This window comes from Oxalicibacterium sp., assembly GCF_057353965.1.
Genome location: NZ_JBMQZD010000006.1, coordinates 66,751 through 80,449 on the forward strand (window position 1 = coordinate 66,751; position 13,699 = coordinate 80,449).

Consider the following 13,699-nt stretch of genomic DNA (forward strand, 5'->3'; position numbering starts at 1 on the left):
AATCCCTCCAGACCCATTTCCGCCTCCTTTCGCACTGATATGACAGCTTGACACCACAAATACATACCACTAATATATCAGTCATACACAGTCATCGCCACCCATTCGAGGAGATCCATCATGATGAGCGAACGCCAGCGGAAATTCCGCGAACAATACAAGGCTGACATCAGCCCCCTTTACAACGGCCTGCTGCACATTACCGTCATGTACGGCGTCGGCATCGCCGCCATCTGGTATTGCCTGACCCAACTGGAGAATGCACGCTGGGAATGGCTGGTCGTGCTGCCGGTCTTCATCGCCGGCAACTTTGTCGAATGGGCAATGCACCGCTACGTCATGCATCGCCGCATCGACGTCTTCGCCCTGCGCGCGATCTACGAGCGCCACACACGCCAGCATCATCAGTACTTCACCGACAACGAGGTGACGATCGATTCCACGCGCGAATTCCGTATTGTTTTCTTTCCGTGGCGCGTGCTGGCCACGCTGGGTGTCGGCGGCCTGACGCTGGGCTACATCGCGTCCGTGGTCATCAATACCAACGCCGGCTACATCCTGTTCATCACGATGGTTGCGCAGTACCTGATCTACGAGACCTTCCATTACTGCTGCCACGTGCATGACAACTGGTTCGTGCGCAACATCCCCTTCATCAACACGATCCGCCGCCACCACACCGCGCATCACAATCTCGGCATCATGATGAAGTACAACATGAACCTCACCTTCCCGATCGCCGACTGGGCGATGGGCACTACCGACCTCGATCGCGGACTGGTCGGCCATCTGTTTAACGGCTACAGCGAAAAGCATGTGAAGGAAGAACTGAAGCCGATCATCCAGCGTTTCCGCAACGACGATTCGCGCGTGACGCTGGACGGGCCGGAACTGACTCAGGAAGAGGACGAAACGCTGAATCGCGGCCTCGTCCTGTAACAAAAAAACGGCCGACGATGCATCGCACCGTCGGCCGTTTTTTTTCCGTCAACCGGTTTAGTCCAGAGTGAGCGTCGCCTTGGCGAAGGATTCGATGTTGTCGAGCAGGCTGTCCAGCGCCTTGCCGGCGCCCTCGACATCCCCCTTCGCAATCGCACCGGCCACGTTCGCATGCAGGCGCGCCATCTCCGGCAGATCGGCCGCCTGCTTGTAGTGGAAATACCAGAAGCGGCGCGACAACCCGTGCATCAATCGCATCGCGCCTTCCGCGAATTCGTTGCGGGCGGACAGCAACGTCATTTCATTGAACTCGCGATCGGAACGCATGAACGTCACATCGTCATTGGTTTTCGAGGCCAGCATGAATTCGTCGTGCAGACGCGAAAAGATCGCCCTCTCCTCCAGAGTCGCACGGCGTGCGGCGCTGCGGCAGATCAGGCGCTCGACCTCGCGCCGCGTTTCCAGCAGCTTCAGTTGCTTCTTCAGATCGATTTCCGGCACCAGCAGGCCGCGCTGCGGCAACACCAGCAGCAGATGCTCGCGCGCCAGCCGCTGGATGGCTTCGCGGATCGGCGTGCGGCCGATGTCCAGCATTTCGCTCAGCGTCAGTTCGGAGATCACGGAACCGGGCGGAATACGCAGCGTGATGATCGCTTCTTCCAGCTGTTCGTATGCGAGATCGGTCAGCTTCGGCTTGGCTGCACGATGGCCGGCTGCGCCGCGTGCGGGAGTTGTTTTCTTTACGGATGGTTTCTGCGTCGTTTTTTTCGCAACGGTTTTTTTAGACGTGGCCATGTAGGAAATGGATCTATGTGTTGGGTATATGACTGATGTATCCGTATCGCAGATATGGACGAACGATTGAATTTTAAATGTATATCTCAAATATGGCGCATCTTTTTCATCGAGGAGCAGCAACATGAAACATGACGTCGCCTTTGCGGGCACAAACGGCAGCGCAATCGATCTCGTCGCGCTGCACGGCATACAGGGCACCCGCGCCAGCTGGCAGAAGGTGCTGCCGCCGCTATCACCAGACATGGCCGGCATGCACTGGGTCCTGCCCAATCTGCGCGGTCGTGCCGATGCATGGCGCGGCCAAGGTGTGCGGGACTACACGCTGGAAAAGTTTGCCGGAGACGTCTGCGACGTCATCGCGACCCACGTCTACGCGCCGCGCTTCGTGCTGGCCGGCTGGAGCATGGGCACATCGGTCGCACTGGCGACCTTCGACATGCTGCGCCGCGCCGGCCGGCCGCTGCCGGCTGCGTTGATCCTGATGTCCGGCAGCCCGGTACTGCAACAGGTGCAATGGTTCGGACGCGGCGACAGCAATGGCAGCGAAGACAACGACGGTGCGCTGCTACAGGAAATCGCCACACGCGAACAGCGGCTCGGCCTGCGCGAACCGGCCGACCGCAACGCCGTCGCCTGGACCTGGCAGGCGATACGCGACACCGACCAGCGCGCACTGCTGGCCTCCGTCGACGTTCCCGTACTCGTGCTGCATGGCACCGACGACGAGGATTCGCCGTATGCGCATGCAGGCCTGCTGGCCGACGGCCTGCCGAATGCGCGCCTGGTCCGCATCGATGGCGGCCGGCATGCGCTGCTTGCAGAACACACCGAACGCGTCGCCACCGAAATCCATACCTTTCTCTCGCAACATCAACTCACAGGAGCACCCCATGAGAATGCATGACCAGATTCATTTCTGTCCGCCCGCCCGCGTCGTCATCGGCTGCGGCAGCCGCCGCCAGTTGCCCGCCCTGCTGGCCCGGCTCGGCTATCGCCTCGGCGTGCTCGTCACCGACGCCTTCTTCAGCGGACAGACGCCGTGGGTGCGCGAATACACGGAAGCCGCCGCCGCACTCGGCATCGAGACCGTCGTCTTCGACGGCGGCCTGCCGGACCCGACCACCACACTATGCGACGACGCCACACGCGATGTGCGCGCGCGTCTCGGCGGCCGCCGCGCCGACCATGTGATCGCGCTCGGCGGCGGCAGCAACATCGATCTCGCCAAGGCAATGTGCGTGACCCTGCCCGAAGGACGGCCGGTCGACGAATTCAAGGGCGCGATGCCGGCTGCGCCGCTCGCACTGCCGCTGATCGCGCTGCCGACTACCGCCGGCACCGGCTCCGAAGCCACGCCCGGCGCGATCCTGATCGATCCGGAAAACGCCACCAAGATCGCCGTGATGGACAACGCACTGCGCCCGGCGATTGCATTGATCGATCCCGAATACACCTACACCTGCCCGCCGCGCGTGACCGCCGATTCCGGCGTCGATGCGCTGACGCATGCAGTCGAGTCCTACCTCACGCTGGATTCGTTTGACTTCGCGCGCGACGGCAATCCCGATCCCGGCTACAGCGGCCGCTCGTCGCTGACGATGCTGTTCGCGCGCGAAGCAATCGCGCTGTGCGCACGCCACCTGCTGCGCTGCTACCACGACGGCAGCGACCAGGAAGCACGCGTCGGCATGACCTACGCCAGCCACTACGCCGCGCTCTCTTACGGCAGCGCCGGCCTGAACGCGGTGCACGGCATCGCCTACGCAGTGGCTGGCCTGACGCACAAGACGCACGGCACGACCAATGCCGTGATGCTGCCCTATGTGCTGGATGCATTGCGCGAGACGCGCACGGCCGAAATGCTGGACGTTGCCCGTCTATTCGGCATCGACGAGCCGGATGAACACCGCGCCGTGCTGCTGTTGCCGGCCGTCATGCGCGATCTGGTCGCACAGCTCGGCATCCCGGCCAACCTGAAGGATTTCGGCATTGCCCGCGAAGAACTGCCGCGCCTGACGGAAGACGCGTTGGCCGTCACGCGGCTGGCCAAGGCATTCCCGGTACCGGATGTGGCGGCCACCTACGCCGGCATCGTGCAGCGCGCATGGGACGGCACGCTGGCCGCCGACCAACAATCCCGTGCGGAACCGGAAAAGAAACGGGCTTGAGAAGAATTGGCGGACGACATTGCACGGCTGCAAGCGTGCAAGTTGAAAGACAAAGCATAGAAAGCCGAAGCGTAAAGCGCTGTCGTGAAAAACGACGGCGCAAGAAGATGCAAAGCGCTTATGCAGGCACGAGGCAGACGCGAAGTCGGCATAAAGCAACATTGCGCGATGTCGCCGTGCAACACGAATTTCGCCGGCATTAAACCCGGCGGGCGAATGGTCGAAATGGCCTAGCGGACGTGCCGATTCGACGTACAACCATTGAAAAATATTAATGAATACTTTTTGTGTTCATGTAATATATTAGTTGAAGGTGGACCACCACCTCGCCTGCAGTACCCACAAGAAACGGGACAAAACGAGACGCAAGCCGGCAACAGCATGACTGAACCGGCGACCAAAAGGAGACAGGAAATGAACGCACCCAACATGGCCATGCGCCATGCAAACGTCGCCGCGCGGCTGGAACGGCTGCCGATGACGAGTTATCAGCGCTGGCTTTTTTCCATCATTGCCACCGCCTGGTTTTTCGATTCGATGGACCTCGGCATCATGACCTTCGTGCTCGGCTCGATCAAGACCGAGTTCGGTCTGTCGACCGCGCAGGCCGGCATGCTCGCTTCCTCCAGCTTTGTCGGCATGTTCTTCGGTGCGGCGATTGCCGGCATGCTGGCCGACAGGTTCGGCCGCAAGCCGGTATTCCAGTGGAGCATGGTGTTCTGGGGCGTCGGCAGCCTGCTGTGCGGCTTTGCGCAAAACGTCGAGCAGTTGATGATCTTCCGCGTGCTGCTCGGCTTCGGCATGGGCATGGAATTTCCGATCGGCCTGTCGATGGTGTCGGAAATCGTGCCGGCAAAAAGCCGCGGCCGTTACGTCGCCGTGCTTGAAGGCTTCTGGCCGCTCGGCTTCATCGCCGCCGGCATCGTCGCCTGGGTCGCACTGCCGCACATCGGCTGGCGCGGCATCTTCATCGCGCTCGCGATACCGGCCGTGTTCGTCTTCATCGTACGGCGCTTCGTGCCCGAATCGCCGCGCTGGCTGGAAAGCATGGGCCGCGTCGAGCAGGCCGATGCCGTCACCGCAGGCATCGAACGTCACGTCATGGCTGCCAGCGGTGCGCCGTTGCCGGCTGCCGGTATCGGCACGCCGCCCCAACCGGCAGACCGCCGCGCGCTGTTCGCCGAACTGTGGCGAGGCGCGTACGCAAAGCGCACCGTGATGCTGTGGGCGCTGTGGTTCTTCGCGCTGCTCGGCTACTACGGACTGACGACGTGGCTGGGCGCATTGCTGCAGCAGGCCGGCTACGAAGTGACGAAGTCCGTCACCTACACGATCTACATTTCGCTGGCCGGCATTCCAGGCTTCATCTTCTCGGCATGGCTGCTGGAAGTGTGGGGCCGCAAGGGCACCTGCGTGCTGATGCTGGTCGGCAGCGCGGTTTCAGCTTATGTCTACGGCCACGTCGCCACGGCGCAGGCGCCGGTCGCTCAGTTGATCGGTGCCGGCCTGTGCATGCAGTTCTTCCTGTTCGGCATGTGGTCGGTGCTGTATGCATACACGCCGGAACTGTATCCGACGCGTTCGCGTGCCACCGGCTCCGGCTTCGCATCGTCCGTCGGCCGTTTCGGCTCGCTGCTCGGCCCGTTCGCAGTCGGCGTGATCCTGCCGGTCACCGGTCACAGCGGCGTGTTCACGCTGGGCGCACTGTCGTTCGCGGCAGCGGCATTGGTCGTCATCGTGATGGGTGTGGAAACTAAGGGCAAGTCGCTGGAGGAAGTGTCGTTCTGATTTCCGATGCATGGCTGCCCGTATCCGAACGATGCGGGCAGCGCAAACAGGAACGTCAGCCGAGCTTGCGCCGACTTTCGTGTTCGCCCACGCGGCGCGCGAAATCGCAGGCGCCGGCCGACAGGCAGTCGATAGCCTCGGCAGTCGCGATCGCATCGCCCGATGCGATCGCCTCGGCCACATCGGCGTGATGACGGGCGCTGGTGCGCAGCATGTCGAACTGGCGAAAATAGCAGAACCAGAAACGGCGCGACAAACCCTGAATCAACAGCAGGCTGCCTTCGGTGAATTCATTGCGCGCGCAACGGCGCGACAGATCGTTGAACAGTTTGTCGGTACGGATGAACAGCAGTTCGTCTCCGGCGTCGGCGGCCTTGCGGAAATCCGCGGCAAGCGCGGCGAAACGCGCACGCTGCTCATCGGTTGTGCGACGCGCAGCGCTGCAGAAGGCCAGGCGTTCCAGTTCCTGCCGTACCTCCAGCAAACGCAATTGTGCGAACGCATCGATGTCGGTGATGCGGATGCCTTTCTTCGGCCGTACGACCAGCAGATGTTCCACCGCCAGTCGCCGCACCGCCTCGCGTACCGGTCCGCGTCCGAGTCCGCTCAGTTCACTCAGGTAGGCTTCGCTGACGACCGAACCGGGCTGCAGCTCCATCGTCACGATGGCTTCTTCCAGTCGACGATAGGCGCGTTCCGATGCACTCTCCTGCAGACCGGCGGCAACCGGCAGCGTCGTCGTCGATGCCTGCGCATCCATTGCCGGCAATCGCTTGCGGCGTAGCGGTGCGAAAAAATCCGTCAGGGCCTCCATGCTGCGTTCGAACTGCTCCTTTCCTTTGCTTCTTTTGTTTTCTTTATGCACAGCGCGCATTGATCCAGGCGGCAATGCCTTCCAGCGACCGGAAATCGTCGCAGGAACGGCTTTCGATGCCGCCGACCTTTTCGGCTTCATCGTATTCGGCAAACATCTTCGCCAGATTCTTGCCTGCGCCGACTTCCAGCACCACATTTGCGCCGCGTTCGACAACATTCTGCATGCAGGCCAGCCAATCCACCGGCTGCGCCAGTTGCGCCGCCAGCGTATCGGCAATGGCGGCAGCCGTCGACGTCGGACAACCGTCGACGCCGGCCAGTACGGCGACATCCGGCACTCGCAGCGGCGACGCCAGCACGGCGGCGCGGAAAGGCGCAACCGCATCGCGCATCAATGGCGTATGCGACGGCACCGCCACGTCCAGAAGTTGATGCCAGACGCCCTGTCGTTCCAATGCCTGTGCCGCCTGGCCGAGATCGCCGCGCCTGCCGCCGAGAATCATGTGATCGTCGGCGACGACGATCGCCTCGGCCAGTCGATATTCCCTGCACAGCGCGACAGTTTCGTCACGGCGCAAGCCCTTGACGGCCATCAGGCCGCCGTCAGGCGGCGCAACAGCATCCATGCATTCGGCACGCTGCGACACGATATGCGCAAGCCCTGCCGCCGTCCACGCGCCTGCACAGCCATAGGCCGCCATCTCGCCGGCGCTGTAGCCGGCGAACAGCAAGGGCTGCGGCACCATGGGCGACAGTGCCACCCAGTTCGCGACCGCCGCGGCGCACACCAGCAATTGTCCGTTACGATTGGAGAACAGGTCATCGCCACGATCATTACCGCTACGCGCCAGCGCGACGACGTCGATGCCCGCTGCCGTCGAATACGCATCCAGCCATTCTGCCGCAGTAGCCGACTGCAGCGCCAGATCGAACATCGCCGGATGCTGCGCCCCTTGGCCCGGGCAGACTATCGCCAGCGCTGCCATCCATCCCCCGACAAAATACGGTCGACCAGCAGCGTCGCCGCCAGCAGATCGGCACTGCCGCCCGGACTCAGTCTTCTTCTGACGAAGGCATCATGAATCGCACGCGCGCGCACCACCCAGTTCTCGCGCAAGACACCGCCGGCGGCCAGGAATTCGCGCGCCGCGCGATGCGCATAGGCAAGCCCCGGTGCATGGCCGCGATGCAGCAGGTTGGTATCGTCCAGCACGGCGAGGATCGCAAAGAATGCCTGCATGCGTGCCGCTCGTTCGCTGGCACCGTGTTCGCGCGCATGACGTAACGCCGGCAGGCCGACATCGAACACGTGCGGAAAACCCATCGCCGCTTCGCCGCGCGCACCACCTACCGCATAGCGGCGACAGGCGCAGCTGCCGTGCGAAGCATCGTCGGCGAGACTGTCCATGCGCTTGATGTCGTCCGACCACTGGCAAACGACGGTCGCAGACAGACTGCCGGCACCGCCGCCCTGCTCCCAGCGACCGGCCGCCGCACACAGGATGCCGAGATTGAAAATCGCGCCGCGATGTGTATTGACGCCGGCGGTCGCGCACAGCATGCGCCGTTCGGCATCGATGCCGAGTGCGCGCAGACGATCGAACGATGCGCCGGCGGCGCCGGCCAGATAGATCGTCGCGAAATAGCGGCGCAACGAAAACAGGCTGCGCACGAAGGTGGCGGCATCCATGTCGTCATGGCTGCCGGTGTCGATCTTGCTGACGAGGCCGGGCTTTGGATACAGGCACAGCTCGTCGTGCAGCGCGCGCAGCGCCAGCATGCTGATCTCGCGCGAACGACGCACCATGCCTTTCCACGCGTTCCGTGTACGCAATGCGCAGGCGATGCGGGGCACGCCGCTGTCCGCGACCGCCTCCGGCAGTCCACGCTGTATGTGATGAATGGCAGTCCAGTCCATATCCGGCAATGCCGCGACGCGCGCCGTATCCAGCCAGGCGTGCGCATGGCGACGCGAGATAGGCGAAAGCGGTGGCGTATTCGTCATGCAGGTTCCGCAGTGCGCACACGCTCGGTCACGTCGTATGCGGCGGTACGGCCGCCGCGCTGCGTACCCAGTTCAGCGCGCCGGTCCACGCCACCGGCCGGACGCTTCAGCGCCGCATCGAGACAGACGTCCAGCGGTTCGCGCCAGATGTCTTCCACGCAGCCGAGCGCAACGAAGTTGGCGACACCGGGGCCGAGAATGGACGTCGTGCGGCACAGTTCTTCCAACTCTTCCAGCGGCAGCTTGGTCACACGCGACATCGCCGGCAGCGCCATCACGCGGATCTGCGCATCTTCGACCGCATAGGTTTCGTCGGCCAGCATGCCGAGCGCGAGGAAGCCGCCGCTGACCGCTTCGCTGTAGACGACGCTGATCAAGCGATGCCCGCGCTGGCGCGCGACAGCGAAGCATTTTGCCAAGTGTGCAAGGCAGGCGTTGTTGCCGATCAGTTCGTCGAAGCGCGACAGTTGCTGCCCCTGCGTATCGACCAGCGCGAGGATGGGCCGGCCCGGATGTTCACGCACGACGGTGAGCACGCGCGCGGCCAGCTTCATCGCCAGCTGTGCACCGATGGCAGCATGATCGGTGGTGCCGACGACGGCGACAGTACGACCGCCGATGTTGCCACTGCCGTGCAGCACGCCGTCTTCCAGCCTCACGTCATGGCCGCCGGGGAACAGGCGGTCGCACAGGGTTTTCCAGTCAAGCATGATTGTTCTCCCGCGCTGCGTCGGCAATGCCGGTAAAGGTATCGATATCCATCAGCGGCACCCGTTGCGGCTCGGCGATGCCACGTGCCTGCCAGATCTGCGTCGCATCGCGACAGTCTGCGTAACGCTGCAGACGCTGCTGCAGCAGCGCGTGTTCCTGCTCCACCGCTTCCAGCGACAGCGGGCGCGGATGGCCAAGCCGGCGCTGAGCGGCGCTGCGGAATGCTGCCACGTCGTCGGGCACGATGTCGTCGGCATCGCCCATGATGTAACGGTGCTTGCCGCCCATCGTGCGCCACACCAGCGCGCGGTCGCGTGCATCGAATTCCTCGACGCCGTGCGCGGCCTCGATCACTTCCGGACCGGAAACGGCGAGCCGCCCCTCTTCCGAAATGATCACGTAATCACAGCACTTGGAAACGATGCCAAGGCCGCCGTAGCAACCATTGCCACCACCGATCAACACGATGACCGGCACGCCGGCCGCACGCGTATCGAATACGGCACGCTGGATTTCAGAGATGGCGGTCAGCCCCGCATTGGCTTCGTGCAGGCGCACGCCGCCGGTATCGAGCAGCAGCAATACCCCTGCTGGATGCTTGTCTGCCACACTTTGTGCGGCGCGCTGCAACAGGCCGACAATCTTGGCGCCATGCACTTCGCCGACCGAGCCACCCATGAAAGCGGGCTCCTGCGCAGCAATCAATATCGGTGCATTGCCGAGAAGGCCCTCGCCGATGACGACACCATCATCCAAAGCGACCGGCTGACCCAGCATCGGCAGATGCGGACTGACGCGGCGCTCCGACGGCGGCATGATTTCGCGGAAACTGCCGGCGTCGAGCAATGCTGCAATACGCTGTCGTGCCGTGCGTTCCAGATAGCTGCCGGCCGGGGCTCGCACCGCGCCGTCGCGTACATCCATGCAAGCGCTCATGCCCGGCCTCCGCATTCCTCGACTGCCTGCATCAGGCGCAGGCTAACGACGGCCGGCGTCGCACCCGCGTCGTTGATCGTAACGACGACGTCGCCGAGACGATAGCGTTCGGCAAACGCGCCGACTACCGCCTCCCAGGTTTCATCGAAGCCGTGCACCGAGGTGCTGATGACGAAGCGCACCTTGCCGTCCAGCTGCTGCGGTTCGAACAGTACTTCCAGGTTGCCCGAGCCCACCACACCGACGATGCCGGTCTGTATCGCACCGTGCTTGCCGGCGAACGGGCCGAGTTCGAAATTCAATGTCTGCATGCGACTATCCTCACCAGTTGCGGAACCTGCTCGGCGGCGCATACAGGCCGTCCGACCAGCGGACCAGATCCTTCATCGACCGCGCGGCGAGCAGATCGCGCGTGGCCATCGAAACGTCGATGCCGAGGTCTTCCGGCAACTGCACGATGCCGCGCATGCGCAGCTCGGCGACCTTTTCACGATCGCGCCCGAGGCCGACCGGCGTGAAGCCGGCCACGCCGCGTACCGCCTGTTCGCGCTCGGCCGGATTGGCGCAGCGGTGCAGGTGCGCGATACCTTCCTCGGTGACGAGATGCGTGACGTCGTCGCCATAGACCATCACCGGCGGCAGTTCGAGCGACAGTTCCTGCTGCAGTTGCCAGGCATCGAGCTTTTCGGTGAAGGTCGGCTGCATCTTGTCGCGGAAGGTTTCCACCATCTGCACCACCAGCTTGCGGCCGCGCGGCATCGTCGCGCCGGTCGCTTCCGCCGCTTCGCGCCCGGCCTTCAGCCAAGCATGGCTGGCGTGCCGCCGCGCGCGCGATTCGGAACCGAAGTTGGGCGCGCCGCCGAAGCCGGCGATGCGGTTCAGCGTCGCCGTCGAACTGTTGCCCTGCGTATCGATCTGCAAGGTCGAGCCGATAAAGAGATCGGCGTAGTGGCCGGCGATCTGGCAGAACACGCGGTTCGAGCGCATGCTGCCGTCCGGCCCGTCGAAGAAGACGTCGGGCCGCGCGCGCAGGTAATCCTCCATGCCGAGTTCGGAGCCGGCGCAGTGGATGCCGCGCACGAAGCCGGATTCGATTGCGGGAATCAATGTCGGGCACGGGTTGACCGTCATGTAGCTGCAAATCTTGCCGCGCAGGCCCAGCGATTCGGCATAAGTCGGCAGGACCAGCTCGATGGCGGCAGTGTCGAAGCCGATGCCGTGATTGAGACGATTCACCTCGTATGGCATGTACAGACCCTTGATGACCATCATCGCCATCAGAATCTGCGTCTCGCTGATCTGCGCCGGATCGCGTGTGAAGATCGGTTCGATGTAATGCGGCTTCGGCGCCTGCACGACGTAGGAAACCCAGCCGGCCGGCACGTCGATGCGCGGCACTTCGTCGACGATCTCGTTGACCTGCGCGATCAGGATGCCGTTCTTGAAGGCGGTCGCCTCGGCCGAGGCCGGTGTGTCCTCGGTGTTGGGACCGGTGTACAGGTTGCCGTGATGGTCGGCGCTCTGCGCGGCGATCAATGTCACGCGCGGCGTCAGGTCCATGAAGTAGCGGCCGTACAGTTCGAGGTAGGTATGGATGCCGCCGATGCTGACACGACCCGCCTTGATCAGCCGCGCCAGCCGCACGCCCTGTTCGCCCGAATAGCAGAAGTCCAGTTTGGACGCGATGCCGCGCTCGAATACGTCGAGCTGCGACGCCAGCGCGATGTTCGACTGCACGATGTGCAGGTCGCGCACGACAGTCGGGTCCAGCTTCGCCAGTTCCTGCGACAGAAAATCCGCATGCTTCTGGTTGTTGCCCTCGACGCAGATGCGGTCCCCCGATTCGATCACCGCGCGCAGCAGCGGCAGCAGCGCATCCTTGTCCACCAGCTTGCCGTTCGCATACGGTGCGCCGCGCTGCAGGCGCGCCGCCGTGTTGCGCTTCAGCGTATCCCAGTGCACGCCTTCGCCATGATTCATGTCCCGCTTCATGCCGTCACCTCGACGATCGCTTTACGCTTCGGCAGGATGCGCGAGATGATCGGCCAGAACAGCGTGAGCAACGCCAGCGTGCTGATGGTGCCGACCAGATAGTTGGACCACAGAATGCTCATGCCGCCGTGCGACAGCATCATCGTCTGGCGGAATGCATCCTCGGCACGGTCGCCCAGCACCATCGCCAGGATCATCGGCGCAAGCGGATAGTCGAGCTTCTTCAACACGTAGCCGAGCACGCCGAAGGCGACCATCAGCCAGACGTCGAACATCGCGCTGTGTACCGCATACGCGCCGATCGCGCACAGCAGGATGATGACCGGCGCGACGATCGAAAACGGAATGCGCAGGATGGCAGCGAACAGCGGCACCGTCGACAGCACGACAATCAGGCCGGCGATATTGCCGAGATACATACTGGCAATCAAACCCCAGACGAAATCGGCCTGATCAGTGAACAGCATCGGTCCCGGCTGCAAACCCCATACCATCAGGCCGCCGAGCAGCACGGCTGCAGTGGCCGAACCCGGAATGCCAAGCGCCAGCATCGGCAGCAACGCCATCGTGCCGGATGCGTGCGCAGCGGTTTCCGGCGCCAGCACGCCTTCCATGCTGCCCTTGCCGAACTTCTCCTTTTCCTTCGAAAAGCGTTGCGCGATGCCATAGCCCATGAACGATGCCGCCGTCGCACCGCCCGGCGTCACGCCCAGCCACGCGCCAACGACGAAGCTGCGGATCAGCGTGGCCCAGTAGCGCGGCAACTGCATCCAGGTTTGCAGCACCACCTTCAGATTGATACCGGCGGATTTGCCGCGGAAGGCCAGCCCTTCTTCCATCGTCAGCAGGATTTCACCTATGCCGAACAGGCCGATGACGACGATCAGGAAATCGACGCCGCGCAGCAGGTCGGACATGCCGAACGTCAGACGCAGGCCGCCGGTGATCGTATCCATGCCGACGGTGGCCAGCGCGAAGCCGAGCATCATCACGATCAGCGTCTTGAACGGCGAGCCCTTGCTCATGCCGACGAAGCTGCAGAACGTCAGCAGATAGACCGCGAAGAATTCCGGCGGGCCGAACTGCAGCGCGAACTTCGCCACCATCGGCGCGAGAAAGGTGATCAGGATCACCGAAAAGAATGCGCCGACGAACGAGCCGGAAAACGCCGTCGTCAATGCCTCCCCGGCATGCCCTTTCTGTGCCATCGGATAACCGTCGAAGGTGGTCGCCACCGACCACGGTTCGCCCGGAATGTTGAACAGGATGGAGGTAATTGCACCGCCGAACAGCGCGCCCCAGTACAGGCAGGACAGCAGGATGATGCCGGCGGTCGGCGTCATCGAAAACGTCAACGGCAGCAGGATCGCCACACCGTTCGGACCGCCCAGGCCCGGCAGCACGCCGATCAGAATGCCCAGGACCACGCCGACAAACATCAGCAGGATGTGGTTCATGGTGAGCGCCACCGAGAACCCGTGCATCAGATAACCGATTTCTTCCACGAATGTCTCCTTTGCGGCATGCGCCGCATATCGGTCTTTAA

13 protein-coding genes are annotated in these 13,699 nt (G+C 63.2%); 4 read left to right on the forward strand and 9 right to left on the reverse strand.

The genetic code is table 11. The annotated features are described in order from the left end of the window. Positions 1–120 precede the first annotated feature (120 nt). On the forward strand, positions 121–939 hold the full coding sequence (locus ACO1VH_RS11295) for a sterol desaturase family protein (protein ID WP_486244572.1): 819 nt from the start codon (positions 121–123) through the stop codon (positions 937–939). A gap of 57 nt (positions 940–996) precedes the next feature. Here the strand turns inward: ACO1VH_RS11295 and ACO1VH_RS11300 are convergent, their stop codons facing one another. Then, positions 997–1,734, reverse strand: coding sequence for a GntR family transcriptional regulator (locus tag ACO1VH_RS11300; protein ID WP_486244573.1), 738 nt, complete (start codon positions 1,732–1,734; stop codon positions 997–999). Between the two features lie 124 nt (positions 1,735–1,858). Between ACO1VH_RS11300 and ACO1VH_RS11305 the strand changes: the two genes are divergently transcribed. From ACO1VH_RS11305 to ACO1VH_RS11315, 3 genes are all read left to right on the forward strand, one after another. Next, positions 1,859–2,641, forward strand: a complete 783-nt coding sequence (locus ACO1VH_RS11305) for an alpha/beta fold hydrolase (RefSeq protein WP_486244574.1) — start codon at positions 1,859–1,861, stop codon at positions 2,639–2,641. Beyond that, on the forward strand, positions 2,628–3,905 hold the full coding sequence (locus ACO1VH_RS11310; protein WP_486244575.1) for an iron-containing alcohol dehydrogenase: 1,278 nt from the start codon (positions 2,628–2,630) through the stop codon (positions 3,903–3,905). Before ACO1VH_RS11305 ends, ACO1VH_RS11310 begins: the two co-directional genes overlap by 14 nt. Before the next feature lie 414 nt (positions 3,906–4,319). Continuing rightward, a complete protein-coding gene (locus ACO1VH_RS11315) occupies positions 4,320–5,693 on the forward strand; it encodes an MFS transporter (RefSeq protein WP_486244576.1) in 1,374 nt (457 codons plus the stop codon). Positions 5,694–5,748: 55 nt separating this feature from the next. Here the strand turns inward: ACO1VH_RS11315 and ACO1VH_RS11320 are convergent, their stop codons facing one another. The 8 genes from ACO1VH_RS11320 to ACO1VH_RS11355 form a co-directional block, all read right to left on the reverse strand. Further along, positions 5,749–6,507 (reverse strand): GntR family transcriptional regulator, encoded by a 759-nt coding sequence (locus ACO1VH_RS11320; RefSeq protein WP_486244577.1) that lies wholly within the window; start codon positions 6,505–6,507, stop codon positions 5,749–5,751. A 43-nt stretch (positions 6,508–6,550) separates the two neighbouring features. After that, on the reverse strand, positions 6,551–7,495 hold the full coding sequence (locus ACO1VH_RS11325; protein ID WP_486244578.1) for an ACP S-malonyltransferase: 945 nt from the start codon (positions 7,493–7,495) through the stop codon (positions 6,551–6,553). Next, on the reverse strand, positions 7,477–8,316 hold the full coding sequence (gene mdcB, locus ACO1VH_RS11330) for a triphosphoribosyl-dephospho-CoA synthase MdcB (RefSeq protein ID WP_486244651.1): 840 nt from the start codon (positions 8,314–8,316) through the stop codon (positions 7,477–7,479). Before mdcB ends, ACO1VH_RS11325 begins: the two co-directional genes overlap by 19 nt. A gap of 194 nt (positions 8,317–8,510) precedes the next feature. Next, on the reverse strand, positions 8,511–9,224 hold the full coding sequence (locus ACO1VH_RS11335) for a biotin-independent malonate decarboxylase subunit gamma (protein ID WP_486244579.1): 714 nt from the start codon (positions 9,222–9,224) through the stop codon (positions 8,511–8,513). Then, entirely contained in the window at positions 9,217–10,161 is a 945-nt protein-coding gene (locus ACO1VH_RS11340) for a biotin-independent malonate decarboxylase subunit beta (protein WP_486244580.1), read from the reverse strand. Before ACO1VH_RS11340 ends, ACO1VH_RS11335 begins: the two co-directional genes overlap by 8 nt. Continuing rightward, the gene (gene mdcC / locus ACO1VH_RS11345) at positions 10,158–10,472 is read right to left on the reverse strand and encodes a malonate decarboxylase acyl carrier protein (protein ID WP_486244581.1); all 315 of its coding nucleotides are present in this window, start codon (positions 10,470–10,472) and stop codon (positions 10,158–10,160) included. The genes ACO1VH_RS11340 and mdcC overlap by 4 nt, the downstream gene beginning before the upstream one ends. A 10-nt stretch (positions 10,473–10,482) precedes the next feature. Beyond that, positions 10,483–12,141 (reverse strand): malonate decarboxylase subunit alpha, encoded by a 1,659-nt coding sequence (gene mdcA, locus ACO1VH_RS11350; protein WP_486244652.1) that lies wholly within the window; start codon positions 12,139–12,141, stop codon positions 10,483–10,485. An 8-nt stretch (positions 12,142–12,149) separates the two neighbouring features. After that, a complete protein-coding gene (locus tag ACO1VH_RS11355; RefSeq protein ID WP_486244582.1) occupies positions 12,150–13,658 on the reverse strand; it encodes a tripartite tricarboxylate transporter permease in 1,509 nt (502 codons plus the stop codon). Positions 13,659–13,699 lie beyond the last annotated feature (41 nt).

Excerpts from the sequence above, each read along its gene's own strand:
- mdcA (WP_486244652.1), bottom strand. The coding sequence starts at position 12,141 with ATGAATCATGGCGAAGGCGTGCACTGGGATACGCTGAAGCGCAACACG.
- ACO1VH_RS11320 (WP_486244577.1), bottom strand. The coding sequence starts at position 6,507 with ATGGAGGCCCTGACGGATTTTTTCGCACCGCTACGCCGCAAGCGATTG.
- ACO1VH_RS11325 (WP_486244578.1), bottom strand. The coding sequence starts at position 7,495 with ATGGCAGCGCTGGCGATAGTCTGCCCGGGCCAAGGGGCGCAGCATCCG.
- ACO1VH_RS11340 (WP_486244580.1), bottom strand. The coding sequence starts at position 10,161 with ATGAGCGCTTGCATGGATGTACGCGACGGCGCGGTGCGAGCCCCGGCC.
- ACO1VH_RS11335 (WP_486244579.1), bottom strand. The coding sequence starts at position 9,224 with ATGCTTGACTGGAAAACCCTGTGCGACCGCCTGTTCCCCGGCGGCCAT.
- mdcC (WP_486244581.1), bottom strand. The coding sequence starts at position 10,472 with ATGCAGACATTGAATTTCGAACTCGGCCCGTTCGCCGGCAAGCACGGT.
- ACO1VH_RS11295 (WP_486244572.1), top strand. The coding sequence starts at position 121 with ATGATGAGCGAACGCCAGCGGAAATTCCGCGAACAATACAAGGCTGAC.
- ACO1VH_RS11310 (WP_486244575.1), top strand. The coding sequence starts at position 2,628 with ATGAGAATGCATGACCAGATTCATTTCTGTCCGCCCGCCCGCGTCGTC.
- mdcB (WP_486244651.1), bottom strand. The coding sequence starts at position 8,316 with ATGGTGCGTCGTTCGCGCGAGATCAGCATGCTGGCGCTGCGCGCGCTG.
- ACO1VH_RS11305 (WP_486244574.1), top strand. The coding sequence starts at position 1,859 with ATGAAACATGACGTCGCCTTTGCGGGCACAAACGGCAGCGCAATCGAT.
- ACO1VH_RS11300 (WP_486244573.1), bottom strand. The coding sequence starts at position 1,734 with ATGGCCACGTCTAAAAAAACCGTTGCGAAAAAAACGACGCAGAAACCA.
- ACO1VH_RS11315 (WP_486244576.1), top strand. The coding sequence starts at position 4,320 with ATGAACGCACCCAACATGGCCATGCGCCATGCAAACGTCGCCGCGCGG.